The sequence below is a fragment of the Paracoccus sp. J39 genome, from assembly GCF_000518925.1.
Taxonomy (GTDB): domain Bacteria; phylum Pseudomonadota; class Alphaproteobacteria; order Rhodobacterales; family Rhodobacteraceae; genus Paracoccus.
Map to the genome: position 1 here is coordinate 196,805 of NZ_JAEN01000001.1, position 16,711 is coordinate 213,515.

The 16,711-nt window shown below is 68.5% G+C and carries 14 protein-coding genes and 1 pseudogene; 6 read left to right on the forward strand and 9 right to left on the reverse strand.

Going from position 1 to position 16,711, the window contains the following annotated elements; translation table 11 throughout:
• Positions 1 to 32: 32 nt before the first annotated feature.
• The 9 genes and pseudogenes from L632_RS0100975 to L632_RS0101015 form a co-directional block, all read right to left on the reverse strand.
• Positions 33 to 836 (reverse strand): S49 family peptidase, encoded by an 804-nt coding sequence (locus L632_RS0100975; RefSeq protein ID WP_028711480.1) that lies wholly within the window; start codon positions 834 to 836, stop codon positions 33 to 35.
• 39 nt (positions 837 to 875) lie between these two features.
• A complete protein-coding gene (locus L632_RS0100980; RefSeq protein ID WP_028711479.1) occupies positions 876 to 1,745 on the reverse strand; it encodes a ribokinase in 870 nt (289 codons plus the stop codon).
• Between the two features lie 131 nt (positions 1,746 to 1,876).
• Positions 1,877 to 2,629, reverse strand: a pseudogene (locus tag L632_RS25145) (cytochrome c1); the annotation flags it as partial.
• A gap of 585 nt (positions 2,630 to 3,214) precedes the next feature.
• Positions 3,215 to 4,537, reverse strand: coding sequence for a cytochrome b (petB, locus tag L632_RS0100990; RefSeq protein ID WP_028711477.1), 1,323 nt, complete (start codon positions 4,535 to 4,537; stop codon positions 3,215 to 3,217).
• A gap of 10 nt (positions 4,538 to 4,547) precedes the next feature.
• On the reverse strand, positions 4,548 to 5,135 hold the full coding sequence (gene petA / locus L632_RS0100995; protein ID WP_036696959.1) for a ubiquinol-cytochrome c reductase iron-sulfur subunit: 588 nt from the start codon (positions 5,133 to 5,135) through the stop codon (positions 4,548 to 4,550).
• A 181-nt stretch (positions 5,136 to 5,316) separates the two neighbouring features.
• Entirely contained in the window at positions 5,317 to 6,108 is a 792-nt protein-coding gene (gene radC / locus L632_RS0101000; RefSeq protein WP_028716185.1) for a DNA repair protein RadC, read from the reverse strand.
• 123 nt (positions 6,109 to 6,231) lie between these two features.
• Positions 6,232 to 7,389 (reverse strand): molecular chaperone DnaJ, encoded by a 1,158-nt coding sequence (gene dnaJ / locus L632_RS0101005; protein WP_028716186.1) that lies wholly within the window; start codon positions 7,387 to 7,389, stop codon positions 6,232 to 6,234.
• Between the two features lie 81 nt (positions 7,390 to 7,470).
• On the reverse strand, positions 7,471 to 9,387 hold the full coding sequence (gene dnaK / locus L632_RS0101010) for a molecular chaperone DnaK (RefSeq protein ID WP_028714051.1): 1,917 nt from the start codon (positions 9,385 to 9,387) through the stop codon (positions 7,471 to 7,473).
• A gap of 256 nt (positions 9,388 to 9,643) precedes the next feature.
• Entirely contained in the window at positions 9,644 to 10,465 is an 822-nt protein-coding gene (locus tag L632_RS0101015; RefSeq protein WP_028714050.1) for an ABC transporter permease, read from the reverse strand.
• 159 nt (positions 10,466 to 10,624) lie between these two features.
• Here L632_RS0101015 and cysQ point away from each other — a divergent pair, with 159 nt between their 5' ends.
• From cysQ to L632_RS21805, 6 genes are all read left to right on the forward strand, one after another.
• The gene (cysQ, locus tag L632_RS0101020; protein ID WP_028716187.1) at positions 10,625 to 11,422 is read left to right on the forward strand and encodes a 3'(2'),5'-bisphosphate nucleotidase CysQ; all 798 of its coding nucleotides are present in this window, start codon (positions 10,625 to 10,627) and stop codon (positions 11,420 to 11,422) included.
• Between the two features lie 5 nt (positions 11,423 to 11,427).
• On the forward strand, positions 11,428 to 12,228 hold the full coding sequence (locus tag L632_RS0101025; protein ID WP_028714048.1) for a 3-deoxy-manno-octulosonate cytidylyltransferase: 801 nt from the start codon (positions 11,428 to 11,430) through the stop codon (positions 12,226 to 12,228).
• The gene (locus L632_RS0101030; protein WP_028714047.1) at positions 12,228 to 13,448 is read left to right on the forward strand and encodes a glycosyltransferase family 2 protein; all 1,221 of its coding nucleotides are present in this window, start codon (positions 12,228 to 12,230) and stop codon (positions 13,446 to 13,448) included. Before L632_RS0101025 ends, L632_RS0101030 begins: the two co-directional genes overlap by 1 nt.
• Positions 13,449 to 13,595: 147 nt before the next feature.
• Positions 13,596 to 14,486, forward strand: coding sequence for a UTP--glucose-1-phosphate uridylyltransferase (locus L632_RS0101035; RefSeq protein WP_028714046.1), 891 nt, complete (start codon positions 13,596 to 13,598; stop codon positions 14,484 to 14,486).
• A gap of 5 nt (positions 14,487 to 14,491) precedes the next feature.
• On the forward strand, positions 14,492 to 15,490 hold the full coding sequence (gene galE / locus L632_RS0101040) for a UDP-glucose 4-epimerase GalE (protein WP_028714045.1): 999 nt from the start codon (positions 14,492 to 14,494) through the stop codon (positions 15,488 to 15,490).
• Positions 15,480 to 16,709 (forward strand): glycosyltransferase family 1 protein, encoded by a 1,230-nt coding sequence (locus L632_RS21805; protein WP_028714044.1) that lies wholly within the window; start codon positions 15,480 to 15,482, stop codon positions 16,707 to 16,709. Before galE ends, L632_RS21805 begins: the two co-directional genes overlap by 11 nt.
• Positions 16,710 to 16,711: the final 2 nt, after the last annotated feature.

Below are 16,711 nucleotides of genomic sequence, written 5' to 3' on the forward strand. Positions count from 1 at the left end.
GATGATGAGCAGGCACAGGATGACGACCTTGATCATCCGCGTCCCGCCCCGAAACGCGCAAAGGCGGCGCGTTCCTCGATGCCGTCGATGAAATCATCGGCGGACAGGCCGAAGCGGCGCAGCAGCGGCACGCGCTGGCCATAGGTCAGGAAGCGCACCTTGTCGCCGTAAAGTTCGCGCATCTTCGGCACCAGATGGGCGATGCCGTCCGCCAGCCCCAGCCCGACCGCCTCGCGGCCGGTCCAGATCTCGCCGGTGAACAGGTCGCGATCCTCGGGCAGGCGGCTGCCGCGGCGGGTGCGCACCTGTTCCTTGAAGGCCTCGTGGATCGGGCCCAGCAAGCGGTTCAGCCGCTCGATATCCTCGGGGGTCTGGGGCCGGAACGGGTCCAGCATCGATTTCGAGCGGCCGGCGGTATGCACGCGGCGCTCGATGCCGTGGCGCTGGATCAGCTCGACGAAGCCGAAGCCCGAGGAAATCACCCCGATCGAGCCCAGCACCGAACTGTCGTCGGCCCAGATGTAATCCGCCGCCGTCGCCAGCCAGTAGCCGCCCGAGGCCGCCACATCCTCGACGAAGGCATGGACCGGGATCTCGCGCTCTTCGGCGAGGCGGCGGATGCGGGCGCCGATCAGGCTGGACTGGACGGGCGAGCCGCCGGGCGAGTTCAACGCCAGCGCCACGGCGGCGGGCTTGCGCCGCTTGAAGGCGCGTTCCAGCAGCGGCGCCAGCGCGGCATCGGACAGGCCGGGGCCGCCGCGGCCGGCAACCCCGATGGCGCCTTGCAGGCGCAGGACGGCGACGGTGGCCGGGCGGTTCATGAATGGAATTCTCATGGGCTCCAGATAGGCGGATGCGGGGCTGCGGGCAAGCTCTCAGCCGCGGGCTTTCAGAAAGGCCAGCACCTCGGCGCGGTCGGGCATGGCATCGCCGGCGCCCCGGCGGGTGACCTGCAGCGCGGCGGCGGCAGCGGCGTGGCGCAGCGCGGTCGGCGCGTCCTCGCCCCGCGCCAGCCCGGCGGCGAACCAGCCGGCAAAGCAATCCCCGGCGCCGGTCGTGTCCACTGCCTGCACCGCGAAGGCCGGCTGGCGCCAGACCTGGCCGCCGCGCAGGTCGCGGAACTCGGCGCCATCGGCGCCGCGGGTGATCAGCAGCGCCTCGACCGGCAGGTCCTCGCCCAAGGCAGCGAAGGTATCGCGGGCCTCGATCGCGTTCACCGCCAGGATCGAGACCTGCGGCAGGACCTCGCGCAGCGCGGCGATGCTGAAGGGCGCGGCGGAATAGATCACCCGCGCCCCGGCCTTGCGGGCCAGCGCCGCCGTCTTGGCCTGCAGGCTGGTTTCGTTCTGCATCAGCAGGATGTCGCGGGGGCGGAAATCCGCCCGCTCCGCCAGCTCGGGCGGCAGGGCCAGGTTCGCGCCGCCATGCAGCACGATCGAGTTCTCGCCGTCGGCATCGACCAGGATGATGGCATGGCCGGTAGCCACCTCCGGCAGCCGAAGAATGCCGCCGGTCTGCACGCCGGCGGCGGCCAGCCGCTCCAGCACCCAGTCGTCGCCCATGCCCATGGCGCCCAGATGCACGACGCTGGCCCCGGCGCGGGCGGCGGCGACCGACTGGTTGGCGCCCTTGCCGCCCAGGCCCAGGGCATGGGATCGCGCGTGCAGCGTCTCGCCGGCGCGGGGCAGGGCCGGCAGGCGGTAGACATGGTCGATGTTGATCGAGCCGAGATTGTAGATCGTCATGTCCGTCCCCGTCCTGTTCCGCCCATCTGAGCGGGGCGCGGCCGGCTTGTCCATATCGGGCGCGGCAAAACCGGCGGCCGCGAACGAAAAACGCGCCCCGGGGGGCGCGCTTCAAGTTCAGGTCCGGCGGATCAGTCCGGCTTGCGCCGATGCTTTATCGGCCACCACAGCTTCTTGTTGGTCAGGTAGAGCAGCACCGTCAGCACGATCAGGAAAAGCACCGAGACGAAGCCGACCTGCTTGCGGTCCATCATCTTCGGCTCGGCGGTCCACATCAGGAAGGCGGCCACATCGCGGGCCATCTGGTCGACGGTCGCCTCGGTGCCGTCCTCATAGGTGACCTGGTCGTCGCTGAGCGGCGGCGGCATCTGGATCCAGCCGCCCGGGAAGGCGGTGTTGTGATAGAGCACCGCGCCCGCCTCTTCCTTTTCCTCGCCGTCATAGCCGGCCAGGATGGCATGGATGTATTCCGGGCCGCCGATGCCGTTGAACAGCTGCGAGATGCCGGTGCCATAGGGCCCGTGGAAGCCGGCGCGCGCCTTGGCCATCAGCGACAGGTCCGGACCCATGCCCTCGCCCGAGACGGTCGGGAAATGGTCGGTCGGAACGCGCGGACGATCCTCGCCGGTTTCCGCATCGGTGATGTCGAAATTCGCGGCATAGGCGCGGACCTGATCCTCGGGCAGCTGCGGGCCGCCCTCGTCCGCCAGGGTGCGCAGCGGCACGTAGCGCAGGCCGTGGCAGGCGGCGCAGACCTCGGTATAAACCTGCAAGCCGCGCTGCAGCTGGAACTGGTCGAACTTGCCGAAGGGACCCTCGAAGCTGAACGAGATGTCCTCGATATGCCCGGCGGCATGGCTGTCGCCGGCCTCTTCGGCCGCGGCATCGCCGTGGCCTTCTTCGGCGGCGGCCTCGGCCTCCTCGACGGGCGCCTCCTCGGCCGGGGCTTCCTCGGCTGCCGCGTCCTCCGCCGGGGCTTCTTCCTCGGCGGCTTCCGGTTCCTCGGCGGCCGGCTCTTCCTCGGCCGGGGCGGCGGCTTCTTCCGCCGCAGGCTCGACTGCGGCCGGCTCGTCGGCGGCCGGAGCAGCCTCCTCCGCCGGTTCCTCCGCAGCAGGTTCTTCCGCAGCGGGTTCCTCTGCGGCCGCGGGATCCTCTGCCGCCGGCTCCTCTGCCGCGGGTTGCTCCGCGGCCGGTTCTTCCGTCGCCTCGGCCGCGGGTTCGGCCTCGCCCTCGGCCGGCTCGGCCTCGGTGGCGGCCGGCTCGTCGGCCGGTTCGGCGGCGGTTTCAGCCGCCGGGGCCGCATCGGCCGCCGGGGCGGCCGTGTCGTTCGCTTGATAGCTCGAGCCCGCAGGGGCTGTGGTGCCGGGCGCGGTGCTTGCGTCCTGCGCCACGGCGCCGCCTGCCAGGGCAACGGTCAGGGCCGCAACAGCCGTGAGCGATGCGTTTCTCAGGGTCATTGTTGCCTCTCCTTACTCGGCAGGATGGGTTTCGGGCCCGTAATGGGCGTTGAAGTCTTCCTCGATGGTCTGCGGCATCGGATCGGGCTTTTCGATGATGCCCAGCAGCGGCAGGATCACGAGGAAATAGGCGAACCAATAGGCCGAGCCGGCCAGCGCGATATAGGGATAGATCCCCTCGGCCGGCATGGCGCCCACCCACATCAGGACCACGAAGTCCACCGCCAGCAGCCAGAACCACCACTTGAACTGCGGCCGATACTGGCCCGACCGCACGCGCGAGGTGTCCAGCCACGGCACCAGCGCCATGACCAGAATGGCGCCGAACATCGCGATCACGCCGAAGAACTTGGCGTCGATGATGCGGAAGGACAGCCAGTTCACCAGCTGCACCAGCCAGACATCGGCGGTGAAGGCGCGCAGGATGGCGTAGAAGGGCAGGAAATACCATTCCGGCACGATATGGGCCGGGGTCGCCAGCGGGTTCGCCTCGATATAGTTGTCGGGGTGGCCGAGATAGTTCGGCATGAAGCCGACGACGGCGAAGAACACCACCAGCACCACGGCCAGCGCGAACAGGTCCTTGATCACGAAATAGGGCCAGAAGGGCAGGGTGTCCCTTTGCGCCTCTTCCTTCGAGCCGCGGCGGACCTCGACGCCGGTCGGGTTGTTGTTGCCGGTGGTGTGGAAGGCCCAGATATGGACGATCACCAGCGCGGCGATGACGAAGGGCAGCAGGTAATGCAGCGAGAAGAAGCGGTTCAGCGTCGCGTTGTCCACGGCCGGGCCGCCCAGCAGCCAGGTCTGGATCGCTTCGCCGACCCCCGGGATGGCGCCGAACAGGCCGGTGATCACGGTGGCGCCCCAGAAGGACATCTGGCCCCAGGGCAGCACGTAGCCCATGAAGGCGGTGCCCATCATCATCAGATAGATCAGCATGCCGACGATCCAGGTCACCTCGCGCGGGGCCTTGTAGGAGCCGTAATAGAGGCCGCGGAAGATGTGGATATAGACGGCGAAGAAGAACAGCGAGGCGCCGTTCGCATGCAGGTAGCGCAGCATGTAGCCGCCGTTCACGTCGCGCATGATATGCTCGACCGAGGCGAAGGCCAGGTCGACATGCGGCGTGTAATGCATGACCAGCACGATGCCGGTCGCGATCTGCAGCACCAGGCAGAAGGCCAGCACGATGCCCCAGATCCACCACCAGTTCAGGTTCTTGGGGGTGGGGATCATCAGGGTGTCGTAAAGCAGGCTGACGATGGGCAGGCGGCGATGCAGCCAGCGCTCGAAGCCCGTCTTGGGCTCGTAATGGTCGTGGGGAATACCGGCCATGTGCGCCTCCTCAGCCCAGCTTGATGGTGGTTTCGTTGACGAATTCGGCAACGGGAATGTGCAGGTTCTGCGGCGCCGGCCCTCTGCGGATGCGGCCCGAAGTGTCGTAATGCGAGCCGTGGCAGGGGCAGAACCAGCCGCCGAAATCGCCGGCGCCGTCGCCGATCGGCACGCAGCCCAGATGGGTGCAGACGCCGATCATCACCAGCCATTCGCCGGCCTCGTCCAGGCTGCGGTTTTCGTCGGTGGCGGGCTCGCCCGGCTTGTTGGCGTTCTCGGCGTTCTGGTCGATGAGCTCGCCAAGCTGCACCTCGCGCGCCGCGGCGATCTCGTCCTCGGTGCGGCGGCGGATGAACACGGGCTTGCCGAGCCATTTCACCGTCAGCTGGGTGCCGGTTTCGACGCCGCTGACATCGACCTGGATCGAGGCGAGCGCCTGGACGTCGGCCGAGGGGTTCATCTGGTTGACAAGGGTCCAGGCGGCGGCCCCGGCCGCGACGGTGCCGGCTCCGGCCGTCGCGTAATAGAGGAAGTCCCTCCGGGTGGCGCCGTGATCGCCTGCGTGTTCGTCTGCGTGGGACACGGGTCTGATCTCCATTTATGCCCCGGAATCGGGGCGATACGACGGAACGGGCCGTGTCGTTGCACAGCCCTCGCCGGGCGGTTCTAGCGATCAAATCCCCGTCAGTCCAGCGGGCCCGGCGCGGCCGCGCGCCGCAAATCGCCGCAGGTGTGGGATTTTGGCTGCGCGATTAGAGGCGCCTTTTCGGGTGATTGCGCTAAAGCAGCCCCTCGCTGCGAAAGCTGAGCTCGCGCGACCGGCCGATGATCAGGTGATCGTGGACCGCGATTCCCATCACCTCGGCCGCGGCGACGATGCGGGCGGTCATGCCGATATCGGCCTGCGAGGGGGTCGGGTCGCCCGACGGGTGGTTGTGGACCAGAATCAGTGCGCTCGCCGTCAGCTCCAGCGCCCGGCGCATGATCTCGCGCGGATAGACCGGGACGTGGTCGACAGTGCCGCGCGCCTGCTCCTCATCCGCGATCAGCACGTTCTTGCGGTCGAGATAGAGCACGCGGAACTGTTCGATCTCGCGATGCGCCATCGCGGTGTGGCAATAGTCCAGCAGCGCGTCCCAGCTGGTCAGCACCGGGCGGTGCATGACGCGCGAGCGCGCCAGCCGCTGCGCCGCGGCCTCGACGATCTTCAGCTCCTGCACCACGGCGGGGCCGACGCCCGGAACCTCGGCCAGCCGGGCGGGCGGGGCCGAGAGCACGCGATTGAAATCGCCGAAACGGTCGAGCAGCCGCCGCGCCAGCGGCTTCACGTCCTGCCGGGGAATGGCGCGGAACAGCACCAGTTCCAGCAGTTCGTAATCCGGCATCGCCCCGGCGCCGCCCTGCATGAAGCGGTCGCGCAGCCGGGCGCGGTGATCGGCAATGTAGCTGGGAAGGCGGTTGCCGCGCGCCGGGCAGGCGGTCCCGGCGAGCGGCGCCTCGTCCCCCGCGGCGGTCGGGGCGGGGGCGAAAAGCGGCAGCGGTGCTTCGTGAAAGGCGCGATTCGGTTCCATGCCGCCAGACTGGCACAGCAGGGGTAAAGACCGGGTTAACGCGCGCGACCCCGCCCTCCTCGGCCTTCTCTGTTGTCCAAATACCCAGATCCCAAGGTGGCCAGGGGCGCCGCCCTGGCCGGTTCAGCCCTTCATCTCGTCCCAGAAGCCCTTGATCTTGTGAAAGAAGCCCTGGGTCTGCGGGTTGTTGTCGGCGCTGATCGCCTCGAATTCGCGCAAAAGATCTTTCTGCCGCGCGGTCAGGTTCACCGGCGTCTCGACCGTCAGCTCGATCAGCATGTCGCCCGATTCGCCGTTCATCCCCGGCCCGTGGCGCAGCGGCGGCATGCCCTTGCCGCGCAGCCGCAGCTGCTTGCCGGATTGCGTGCCCGGCGGAACCTTGACGCGCGAGCGGCCGCCGTCGATGGTCGGCACCTCGATCTCGCCTCCCAGCGCGGCGGTGGCCATGCTGACCGGCACCTGGCAGGCCAGCATCCGGCCGTCGCGCAGGAAGATCGGGTGTTCCTTGACCTCGATGAAGATGTAGAGATCGCCCGCCGGGCCGCCGCGCATCCCGGCCTCGCCCTCGCCGGCCAGGCGGATGCGGGTGCCGGTCTCGACGCCGGCGGGGATGTTCACCGACAGGGTGCGTTCTTTCTGGACGCGACCGGCGCCACGGCATTCCTGGCAGGGATTCTTGACGATCTGGCCATGGCCGTTGCAGGTCGGGCAGGTGCGCTCGACGGTGAAGAAGCCCTGGGTGGCGCGGACCTTGCCCATGCCGGAACAGGTGGGGCAGGTGGCGGGCTCGACCGCGCCTTCGGCGCCGGTGCCGTTGCAGGCGCCGCAGGCGACCGAGCCGGGCACGGTGATGGTCTTCTGCACGCCGCCATAGGCCTCTTCCAGCGAGACGCGCAGGTTGTAGCGCAGGTCCTGGCCGCGGCTGGCGCGCGAGCGGCCGCCCGCGCCGGGCCGGCGGCCCATCATGTCGCCGAACAGGTCCTCGAACACATCGGCGAAGGCCGAGCCGAAATCGCCATGACCGTTGCCGCCGCGCCCGAAGCCGCCGCCGCCATTCTCGAAGGCGGCATGGCCGAAGCGGTCATAGGCGGCCTTCTTCTGGTCGTCCTTCAGGCAGTCATAGGCCTCGTTCACTTCCTTGAACGCCGCCTCCGAGACCTTGCAATCCTTGTTGCGGTCGGGGTGCAGCTGCTTTGCCTTGGCGCGGTAGGCCTTCTTGATCTCGTCGGCCGAGGCGCCCCGTGCAACGCCCAGCACCTCGTAATAGTCACGTTTCGCCATGTCGATCGCGTCCGGGGTCTTTCAAGACAGGACCGGCCCGTGCGGGTCTGCAGCGGGCCGGCCGGTGGGTTTACATCGCGCTCACTTGCGCTTGTCTTCGCCGAGATCCTCGAAATCGGCATCGACGATCTCGTCATCCACGTCGCGCGGACCGGCTTCGCGCTCGGCATCGCCGGCGCCCGCCTCGGCCTGGCTGGCCTTGTAGATGGCCTCGCCCAGCTTCATCGAGGCGTCCATCAGGTTCTGGATGCCGCCCTTGATCTTGCCGGCATCCTCGGACTTGACGGCTTCTTCCAGCGCGCCGACCGCCAGCTCGATCGCCTCGACGGTCGAGCCGTCCACCTTGTCGCCATGCTCTTCCAGCGATTTCTTGGTGGTGTGGATCAGGCTTTCGGCCTGGTTCTTGGCCTCGACCAGTTCCTTGCGCTTCTTGTCGGCCTCGGCATTGGCCTCGGCGTCCTTGACCATCTTCTCGATCTCGTCGTCCGACAGCCCGCCCGAGGCCTGGATGGTGATCTTCTGCTCTTTCCCGGTGCCCTTGTCCTTGGCCGAGACCGAGACGATGCCGTTGGCGTCGATGTCGAAGGTCACCTCGATCTGCGGCATGCCGCGCGGCGCCGGCGGGATGTTTTCCAGGTTGAACTGGCCCAGCAGCTTGTTGTCGGCGGCCATCTCGCGCTCACCCTGGAAGACCCGGATGGTCACGGCGTTCTGGTTGTCCTCGGCGGTCGAGAAGATCTGCGACTTCTTGGTCGGGATGGTGGTGTTGCGGTCGATCAGCCGGGTGAACACGCCGCCCAGCGTCTCGATGCCCAGGGACAGCGGCGTCACGTCCAGCAGCACCACGTCCTTGACGTCGCCCTGCAGCACGCCGGCCTGGATGGCGGCGCCAAGCGCCACGACCTCGTCCGGGTTCACGCCCTTATGCGGCTCCTTGCCGAAGAAGGCGGTCACCTCCTCGACCACCTTGGGCATCCGGGTCATGCCGCCGACCAGCACGATCTCGTCGATGTCGCCTTTCGACATGCCGGCATCCTTCAGCGCGTCCTGGACGGGCTTCATGGTGCGCTTGATCAGGTCGGCGACCAGGCTTTCCAGCTTGGCGCGGGTCAGCTTCATCACCATGTGCAGCGGCGTGCCCGAGTCCTTGTCCATCGAGATGAACGGCTGGTTGATCTCGGTCTGGCTGGAGCTCGACAGCTCGATCTTGGCCTTCTCGGCGGCTTCCTTGAGCCGCTGCAGCGCCATCTTGTCCTTGGTCAGGTCGACGCCATGCTCTTTCTTGAACTCATCGGCTAGGTAGTTGACGATGCGCATGTCGAAGTCTTCACCGCCCAGGAACGTGTCCCCGTTGGTGGATTTCACCTCGAAGAGGCCGTCGTCGATTTCCAGGATGGTGATGTCGAAGGTGCCACCGCCAAGGTCATAGACCGCGATGGTCTTGCTGTCCTTCTTGTCCAGGCCATAGGCCAGCGCAGCCGCGGTCGGCTCGTTGATGATGCGCAGCACTTCCAGCCCGGCGATCTTGCCGGCGTCCTTGGTGGCCTGACGCTGGGCGTCGTTGAAATAGGCGGGCACCGTGATCACCGCCTGGGTGACCGGTTCGCCCAGGTAGGATTCTGCGGTTTCCTTCATCTTCTGCAGGATGAAAGCGGAAATCTGGCTGGGCGAATACTTGTCGCCCCGGACCTCGACCCAGGCGTCGCCATTGCCGCCGTCGACGATGGCATAGGGGACGAGCTTCTTGTCCTTCTCGACTTCCGCGTCGGTGGTGCGGCGGCCGATCAGGCGCTTGACGGCAAAGATGGTGTTCGAGGGGTTGGTCACCGCCTGGCGCTTGGCGGGCTGGCCGACCAGACGCTCGCTGTCGGTGAAGGCAACGATCGAGGGCGTGGTGCGCGCGCCTTCCGAATTCTCGATGACCTTGGGCTGGCTGCCATCCATGATGGCGACGCAGCTGTTGGTGGTTCCGAGGTCGATGCCGATGACTTTGGACATGCAATAACCTTTCTTGCGGCGATATTCTGGGCCTTGGGTCCTCAATCGGCCCCCGAAAGCCCGATCCCTGGATTGACCGAAGGGACCCTGTTCAGGGCCCTCCGAGCTTCATGGGCCTATATAGGAAGGGGTCTGGCGGGCTGCAAGCAGACCGGATGGCAGAAAACATCCCGCCTGCGCCTGCGCTTGGCATGCCTGCGCCAGGGCGGGCGGAACGCCGCGCGCGGGCACAGAGGGGGCGGGGGGCGGGACACGCTCACCGGCCGGCCGACCAGCTGATCGAGACCGCCTTGCGGGTCACGAATTCCGCCATCAGCCCGATCATCAGCAGCGTCAGCGTGGCATAGAGCGGATAGTCCAGCGACGAGTTGCGCGGCGAGTAGTTGATGAAGGCGAAGCCGCGCGTCTGGTCGATGACATGGAACAGCGGGTTCCACGAGAACATGTGCAGCATCACCGTCGGCATCATGTTGGCCACGAACATCTTGCCCGAGAACACCATGTTGATGCGCTGGTAGAACTGGGTCAGCACCTGCGCCGCCTGCGGCCACCACGGCCGGATCGACAGGAAGATCAGCCCGATGCAGCAGCCCGAGAACCAGGCCAGCAGCAGCATGGCATAGCAGGCCAGCGGCCGGTCGATCTGGATCGGCTGGATCAGGTAGTGATAGCCGGTCAGCACCACGATGCTGGAGAAGGTCTGCCGGTAAAGCGAGGCCAGCGCCGCGGCCGAGATCATCACCGCGGTGTTCATCGGCCCGTGCTTCATCATCTGGTTGCTGGGGCTGCCCGCCCCCGCCACCGCGCCGATGGCCTGGGAATGGGCCATGAACATGAAGATGCCGGACATGATATAGACGATATAGTCGCCCCGGATCGGCGCCCGGCGCACCCCCATCATGGCGAAGATCAGGTAGAAGCCCGCGATCATGGCGATGGCCTGGGTGACGGTCATGATCAGGCCGACCACCGCGTTGCGCTGGCCCTTGCGCAGGTTGTTCACCGTGACATGATAGATCAGCGACAGCGTGGTGAACGCGGCCTCGACCATGTTGCGGTTGCGGCGCTGGGTGAACATCGGCGGGTCGGTTCCTGCCCAGGGGTTAGGGGCCCGGGGGTTTCTGTTGCGGCTTTCGCGGGGCGCTTGCCCTGCGCGATCCGCCGCATCATAAGGAAGCCGACAGCCGTATTCAATCGGCGCCGCATCCCCGAGGCTTCGGGACGGAAAGGAAAAACCATGCAATTCGATCGAATGATTGCCGAAATGCGCCGCCTCGCTCTGCGGGCCGGCGACGAGATCATGCAGGTCTATGGCGCCGAGGATTTCGACGTGCGCGCGAAATCCGACGCCTCGCCGGTGACCCAGGCCGACGAGGCCGCCGACGCTCTGATCTCGGCCGGGCTGCGCGCCGCCTTTCCCGACATCCCGCTGGTGACCGAGGAGCAGGCCGAGACCCACGGCCAGAGCCTGTCCACCTTCCTGATCGTCGATCCGCTGGACGGCACCAAGGAATTCGTGCAGCGCCGCGGCGACTTCACCGTCAACATCGCCTATGTCCAGGACGGCGTGCCGCGGCTTGGCGTCGTCTATGCCCCGGCCAAAGGCCGGCTGTTCTATACCAATGCCGAGGGCGGCTCGGTCGAGGAGCATGGTCCCTTCGGCGACGAGCCGGGCGAGGTCACGCCGATCGGCGTCAACTCGACGCCCGACAACCGGGCGCTGATGGTCGTCGCCTCCAAATCGCATCGCGACGCCGCGACCGACGACTATATCGCCCGCTACGGGGTGCGCGACATGACCTCGGCGGGCAGCTCGCTGAAATTTTGCCTGGTGGCGACGGGCGAGGCCGACCTCTACCCGCGGCTCGGCCGCACCATGGAATGGGACACCGCCGCCGGCGACGCGGTGCTGCGCGGCGCGGGCGGCGAGGTGGTGCGCTTCGACGACCACACGGCGCTGAAATACGGCAAGCCCGGCTTCGAGAACCCGTTCTTCATCGCCTTCGCCCCCGGCGTGCTGCTGGTCAAGGACTGATCCCCATGTCGGTCGTCATCGTCATTCCCGCCCGCCACGCCTCGACGCGCTATCCCGGCAAGCCGCTGGTCGAGCTGCGCGGTGCCACCGGCGAGGGGCAGTCACTCATCCGCCGCAGCTGGGAGGCGGCGCGCGCCGTCCGGGGCATCGACCGGGTGATCGTCGCCACCGATGATGAGCGCATCCGCGACCATGCCGAGGGCTTCGGGGCCGAGGTCGCCATGACCTCGACCGCCGCCCGCAACGGCACGGAACGCTGCGCCGAGGCGGTGGCGAAGCTGGGGCTGACGCATGAGATCGTGGTGAACCTGCAGGGCGATGCCCCGCTGACCCCCGCCTGGTTCGTCGAGGAGCTGGTGGCCGGGCTCAAGGCCGATCCCGGCGCCGACGTGGCGACCCCGGTGCTGCGCTGCTCGGGAGCCATGCGCTCGGATCTGATCGCCGACCGGGTGGCGGGCCGCGTCGGCGGCACCACCGCGGTCTTCGGCCATGACCGCCGGGCGCTGTATTTCTCGAAGGAAGTGATCCCCTATGCCGGCGCGGATTTTGGTCCCAGCGACCCGACGCCGGTCTATCACCATGTCGGCGTCTACGCCTATCGCCCCGGGGCGCTGGCCGAATACCCGACCTGGGAGGAGGGCCGGCTGGAGGCGCTGGAAGGGCTGGAGCAACTGCGCTTCCTGGAGCGCGGCCGCCGGATCCTTTGCGTCGAGGTCGAGGCGAAGGGCCGCGAGTTCTGGGAGCTGAACAACCCCTCGGACGTGCCCAAGCTGGAGGCGATGATGAGCCGCATGGGCATCGCCTGATGCCGCAGCGGCCCGGCCGGGCGCCCAGGACCAGCATCGTCGTCGTCTCGCGCCACCGGCCGCAGGCGCTGGAGCGTTGCCTGACCGCGCTGGCGGGCCAGACCCACCCGGATTTCGAGATCGTGCTGGTGGCCGATCCGGCCGCGGCCGGCATCCGCCCCGACCTGCCGCTGAAGCGGCTGGCCTTCGACCGCGCCAATGTTTCGGCGGCCCGCAACGAGGGGCTGGCGCTGGCGGCGGGCGAAGCGGTGCTGTTCATCGACGACGACGCGCTGGCCGAGCCGGGCTGGGCCGAGGCGTTGGCCGCGCCCCTTGCCGATCCGCGCGTGATCGCCGCCACCGGCTTCACCCGCGGCCCCGACGGCCTGCGCTGGCAGGTCCGGGCCGAACGGATCGCGCCCTCGGGCCGCGCCCTGCCGCTGGAAGTTGCCGGAACCGCCCTGCTCGGGCCGAAGGACGGCTGCCCGGTCAGCACCATCGGCACCAATTGCGGCTTTCGCCGCGAGGCGCTGGTCGCCATCGGCGGCTTCGACCCGGCCTTTGCCTATCATCTGGACGAAAGCGACGTGAACCTGCGCATGGCGGCGCGCTTTCCGCAGGGGCTGACGGCGGTGGTCCCGGCGGCGCAGGTGATCCATGGCGTCGCGCCCGGCGCGGACCGGGGCGAGGCGGGCGTGCCGTGCGACCTGACCGCCATCGGCCGCTCTGCCGCGATTTTCGCCGCGCGGCATGGCGGCGATCCGGGCTGGCTGCGCGACAGCCAGCGGCGGCGGCTGCTGCGGCATATGGTGGCGGGGCGGCTCGATCCCTTCAGGGTGCGGACGATCCTGGCGACGCTGGATCGCGGCCTGGCCGAGGGGCAGGGGCCGGCGCCCGCGCCGCCGGTCTGGGACCGGGCCGCGCCGCCGGCCTTCCGGCCGATGCCCCGCGTGGCGGCGGGCCTGGCGGAGGAGCCGCTGTTCCTGGCCGGTTGGCACTGGCAGGCCCGCGCCCTGCGTGCCCGCGCGGCGCGGGCGGTGGCCGAGGGGCGGCTGGCGGCGCTGCTGCTGCTGACGCCCAGTTTCCTGCCGCATCGGCTGACTCTGGTCCCGGGCGGCTGGTGGGAGCAGCGCGGCGGGCTTTGGGGGGCGTCGCGCCCCGGAGATTCGCCTGTCATATTTCTGAGCAAGACCGCGCGCATTTTGCGCGAGCGGGGAAATTTGCCTAGACGCCGGGGGTGAACAAGCAGAATATTGCCGCAAACGGCAGAATTGACTCGCTTTAACATTTTTTAGGAACGACTGGGCCAACCAGGCGCTTGTTGCGCAGGCGTCGACAAAGAGGGATAACCTCCGAGCCGTTGGCGCAGAAATCAGGAGACCGAATTCATGACGCGCAAAGTCACCAAGGCCATCTTCCCCGTGGCTGGACTGGGCACCCGCTTTCTACCCGCCACGAAGAGCATTCCCAAGGAGATCATGACCTTGGTGGATCGCCCGTTGATCCAATACGCCATCGACGAGGCGCGCGCCGCGGGGATCGAGGAGTTCATCTTTGTCACCTCGCGCGGCAAGGGCGCGCTCGAGGATTATTTCGACCATGCCCATGAGCTGGAATCGAGCCTGAAGAAATCCGGCAAGACCGAGCTTCTGGACATCCTGCGCTCGACCAACATGGATTCGGGCGCCATCGCCTATGTGCGCCAGCACAAGGCGCTGGGTCTTGGCCATGCCGTCTGGTGCGCCCGCCGTCTGGTCGGGGACGAGCCCTTCGCCGTCATCCTGACCGACGACGTCATCATGGGCGAGCCGCCCTGCCTGCAGCAGATGATCGAGGCCTATCAGGAAACCGGCGGCAGCATGGTCGCCACCATGGAAGTGCCGGCCGAAAAGACCCAGGCCTATGGCGTTCTGGACGTGGCCGAGGACATGGGCGCCATCGTCCGCGCCCGCGGCATGGTGGAAAAGCCCAAGGAAAACCCGCCCTCGAACCTTGCGGTGATCGGCCGCTACATCCTGGCGCCGTCGGTGCTGGCCAACCTCAACAAGCTCAAGCAGGGCTCGGGCGGCGAGATCCAGCTGACCGACGCCATCGCCGACGAGATCGCCGAGGGCCGCGACGTCTATGGCCTGCGCTTCCGCGGCCAGCGGTTCGACTGCGGCTCGAAGGCCGGCTTCCTGCAGGCGACCGTGGCCTTCGGCCTGGCGCGCGACGACCTCAAGGGTGAATTCGCGGATTATCTTTCCGACGTCCTGGCGATGCGCAAGGCGGCGGAATAACCCGAATGGCCGACAGGGTTCTGGTGACGGGCGGCGCGGGCTATATCGGCTCGCACGCCTGCAAGGCGTTGCGGGCGGCGGGCTTCGAGCCTGTGACCTACGACAATCTCTGCACCGGCTGGCGCCAGGCGGTGAAGTTCGGGCCTTTCGAGCAGGGCGACCTGCTGGACCGTGCCCGGCTGGACGAGGTTCTGGCCCGTCACAACCCTGTCGCCGTGATGCATTTCGCGGCGCTGAGCCAGGTCGGCGAGGCCATGCGCGAGCCGGGCAGGTATTGGCGCGGCAATGTCTGCGCCTCGCTCAACCTGATCGAGGCGGCGCTGGCGGCGGGGGTGCGGAACTTCGTCTTTTCCTCGACCTGCGCCACCTATGGCGACCATGACGGCGTGGTGCTGGACGAGACGACGCCCCAGACGCCGCTTAACGCCTATGGCGCCTCCAAGCGCGCCATCGAGGACATGCTGAAGGATTTCGGCGCCTCGGACGGGCTGCGCTCGGTCATCTTCCGCTATTTCAACGTGGCCGGCGCCGACCCGGATGCCGAGGTGGGCGAGTTCCACCAGCCCGAGACGCATCTGATCCCGCTGATCCTCGACGCCATCGACGGCAAGCGCGCGGCGCTGACCATCCACGGCACCGACTACCCGACGCCGGACGGCACCTGCATCCGCGACTATGTGCATGTGATGGACCTTGTGGACGCGCATGTGCTGGGGCTGCAATACCTGCTGGACGGCAAGGTCGCCGATGGCGGGCAGGAGGTGTTCTGCCTGGGCACCGGCAACGGCTTTTCGGTGCGCGAGGTGATCGACCATTCCCGGCATGTCACCAACCGCGCGGTGCCGCTGACCGAGGGGCCGCGCCGCGGCGGCGATGCGGTCAAGCTGGTCTCGGGCAGCGAGAAGGCGGTCTCGGTGCTGGGCTGGAACCCGGCGCGCTCGACCCTGCCGCAGATGATCGGCGACGCCTGGCGCTGGCACCAGAACGGCGGATATGAGGCCTGATCCGGCGATCGTGCTGGATGTCTCGCGGCTGATCTCGCGGCTTGGCGGCGGCCCGGCGACGGGCATCGACCGGGTAGAGGCCGAATGGCTGGCCCATCTGCAGGACCGCCCGCATCTGCTGCTGTGCCGGGTGCGGCGCGGCCAGCTGCTGCTGCCGCCCCGCGCCGGCGCGGCGATCCTGCGCTGGCTGGGCGGGGCGCTGGACGACCTGCCGCCGCCGGACCTGCTGGACCGGCTGCGCGGCCGGCGCACCCTGCCCGCGCGGGCCGAGGCGGCGCTGCGCCGGATGGCGCTGGTGCGGGCCGGGCGCCAGGGCAGGGGCCTTGGCCGCGCGGCGCAGGCGCATCTGGGGCCGGCCGCCTATGCGAATGTCGGCCATGCCAATCTGCTGCCGGGCCTGCTTGCGAACCTGCGCCCTCTGCGGCGGGCGGTGCTGATCCACGACACCATCCCGCTTGATCATCCTGAATTCACCCGCGCCGGGCAGGCAGAGAAGTTCCGCGCCCGCTTCACCGCCGCGCTGGAACAGGCCGAACTGATCCTGACCGTCTCGGCGGCGACGCGCGCCGACGTGCTGCGCTGGCGCGAGCGGCTGGGGCTGCCGGGGCACGCGGAGATCATCGCCGCGCCCATCGGCACCCGGCTGGCGGCGCCCGACCCCGCCGGGCTGCCGGCGGATCTGGACTTGTCGCGCCCGTTCTTCGTCACCTTGGGCACCATCGAGCCGCGCAAGAACCACGCGCTGCTGCTGGACGCCTGGCAGATGCAGGCGCGGCCGCCGCAGCTGTTCATCATCGGCCGCCGCGGCTGGGAGAACCGCGAGGTCTTTGCCCGGCTCGACCGCCTGCCGCCCGGCGGCCCGGTGCGCGAGCTGCGCGACCTGGACGACGGCGCGGTGGCCGCGCTGATCGGCCGCAGCCACGGGCTGCTGATGCCCAGCCGGGCCGAGGGCTTCGGCCTGCCCCTGACCGAGGCCGCCGGCCGCGGCGTGCCGGTCCTGGCCAGCCCCCTGCCGGCGGCGCGCGAAATGCTGGGCGATTACGCGACCTGGCTGTCCCCGGACGCTCCGGCCGACTGGGCGGCCGAGGTGGCGCGGCTGGCCGGCGCGCCGGCCCGGCGGCTGCCGCCCCTGCCGGTGCCGGACTGGCAAGGGCATTTCCGGCTTTGCTACGCTGGGTTGTGTCACACATTGCGCGACCTGACCGTTGCCGCTATGTGACG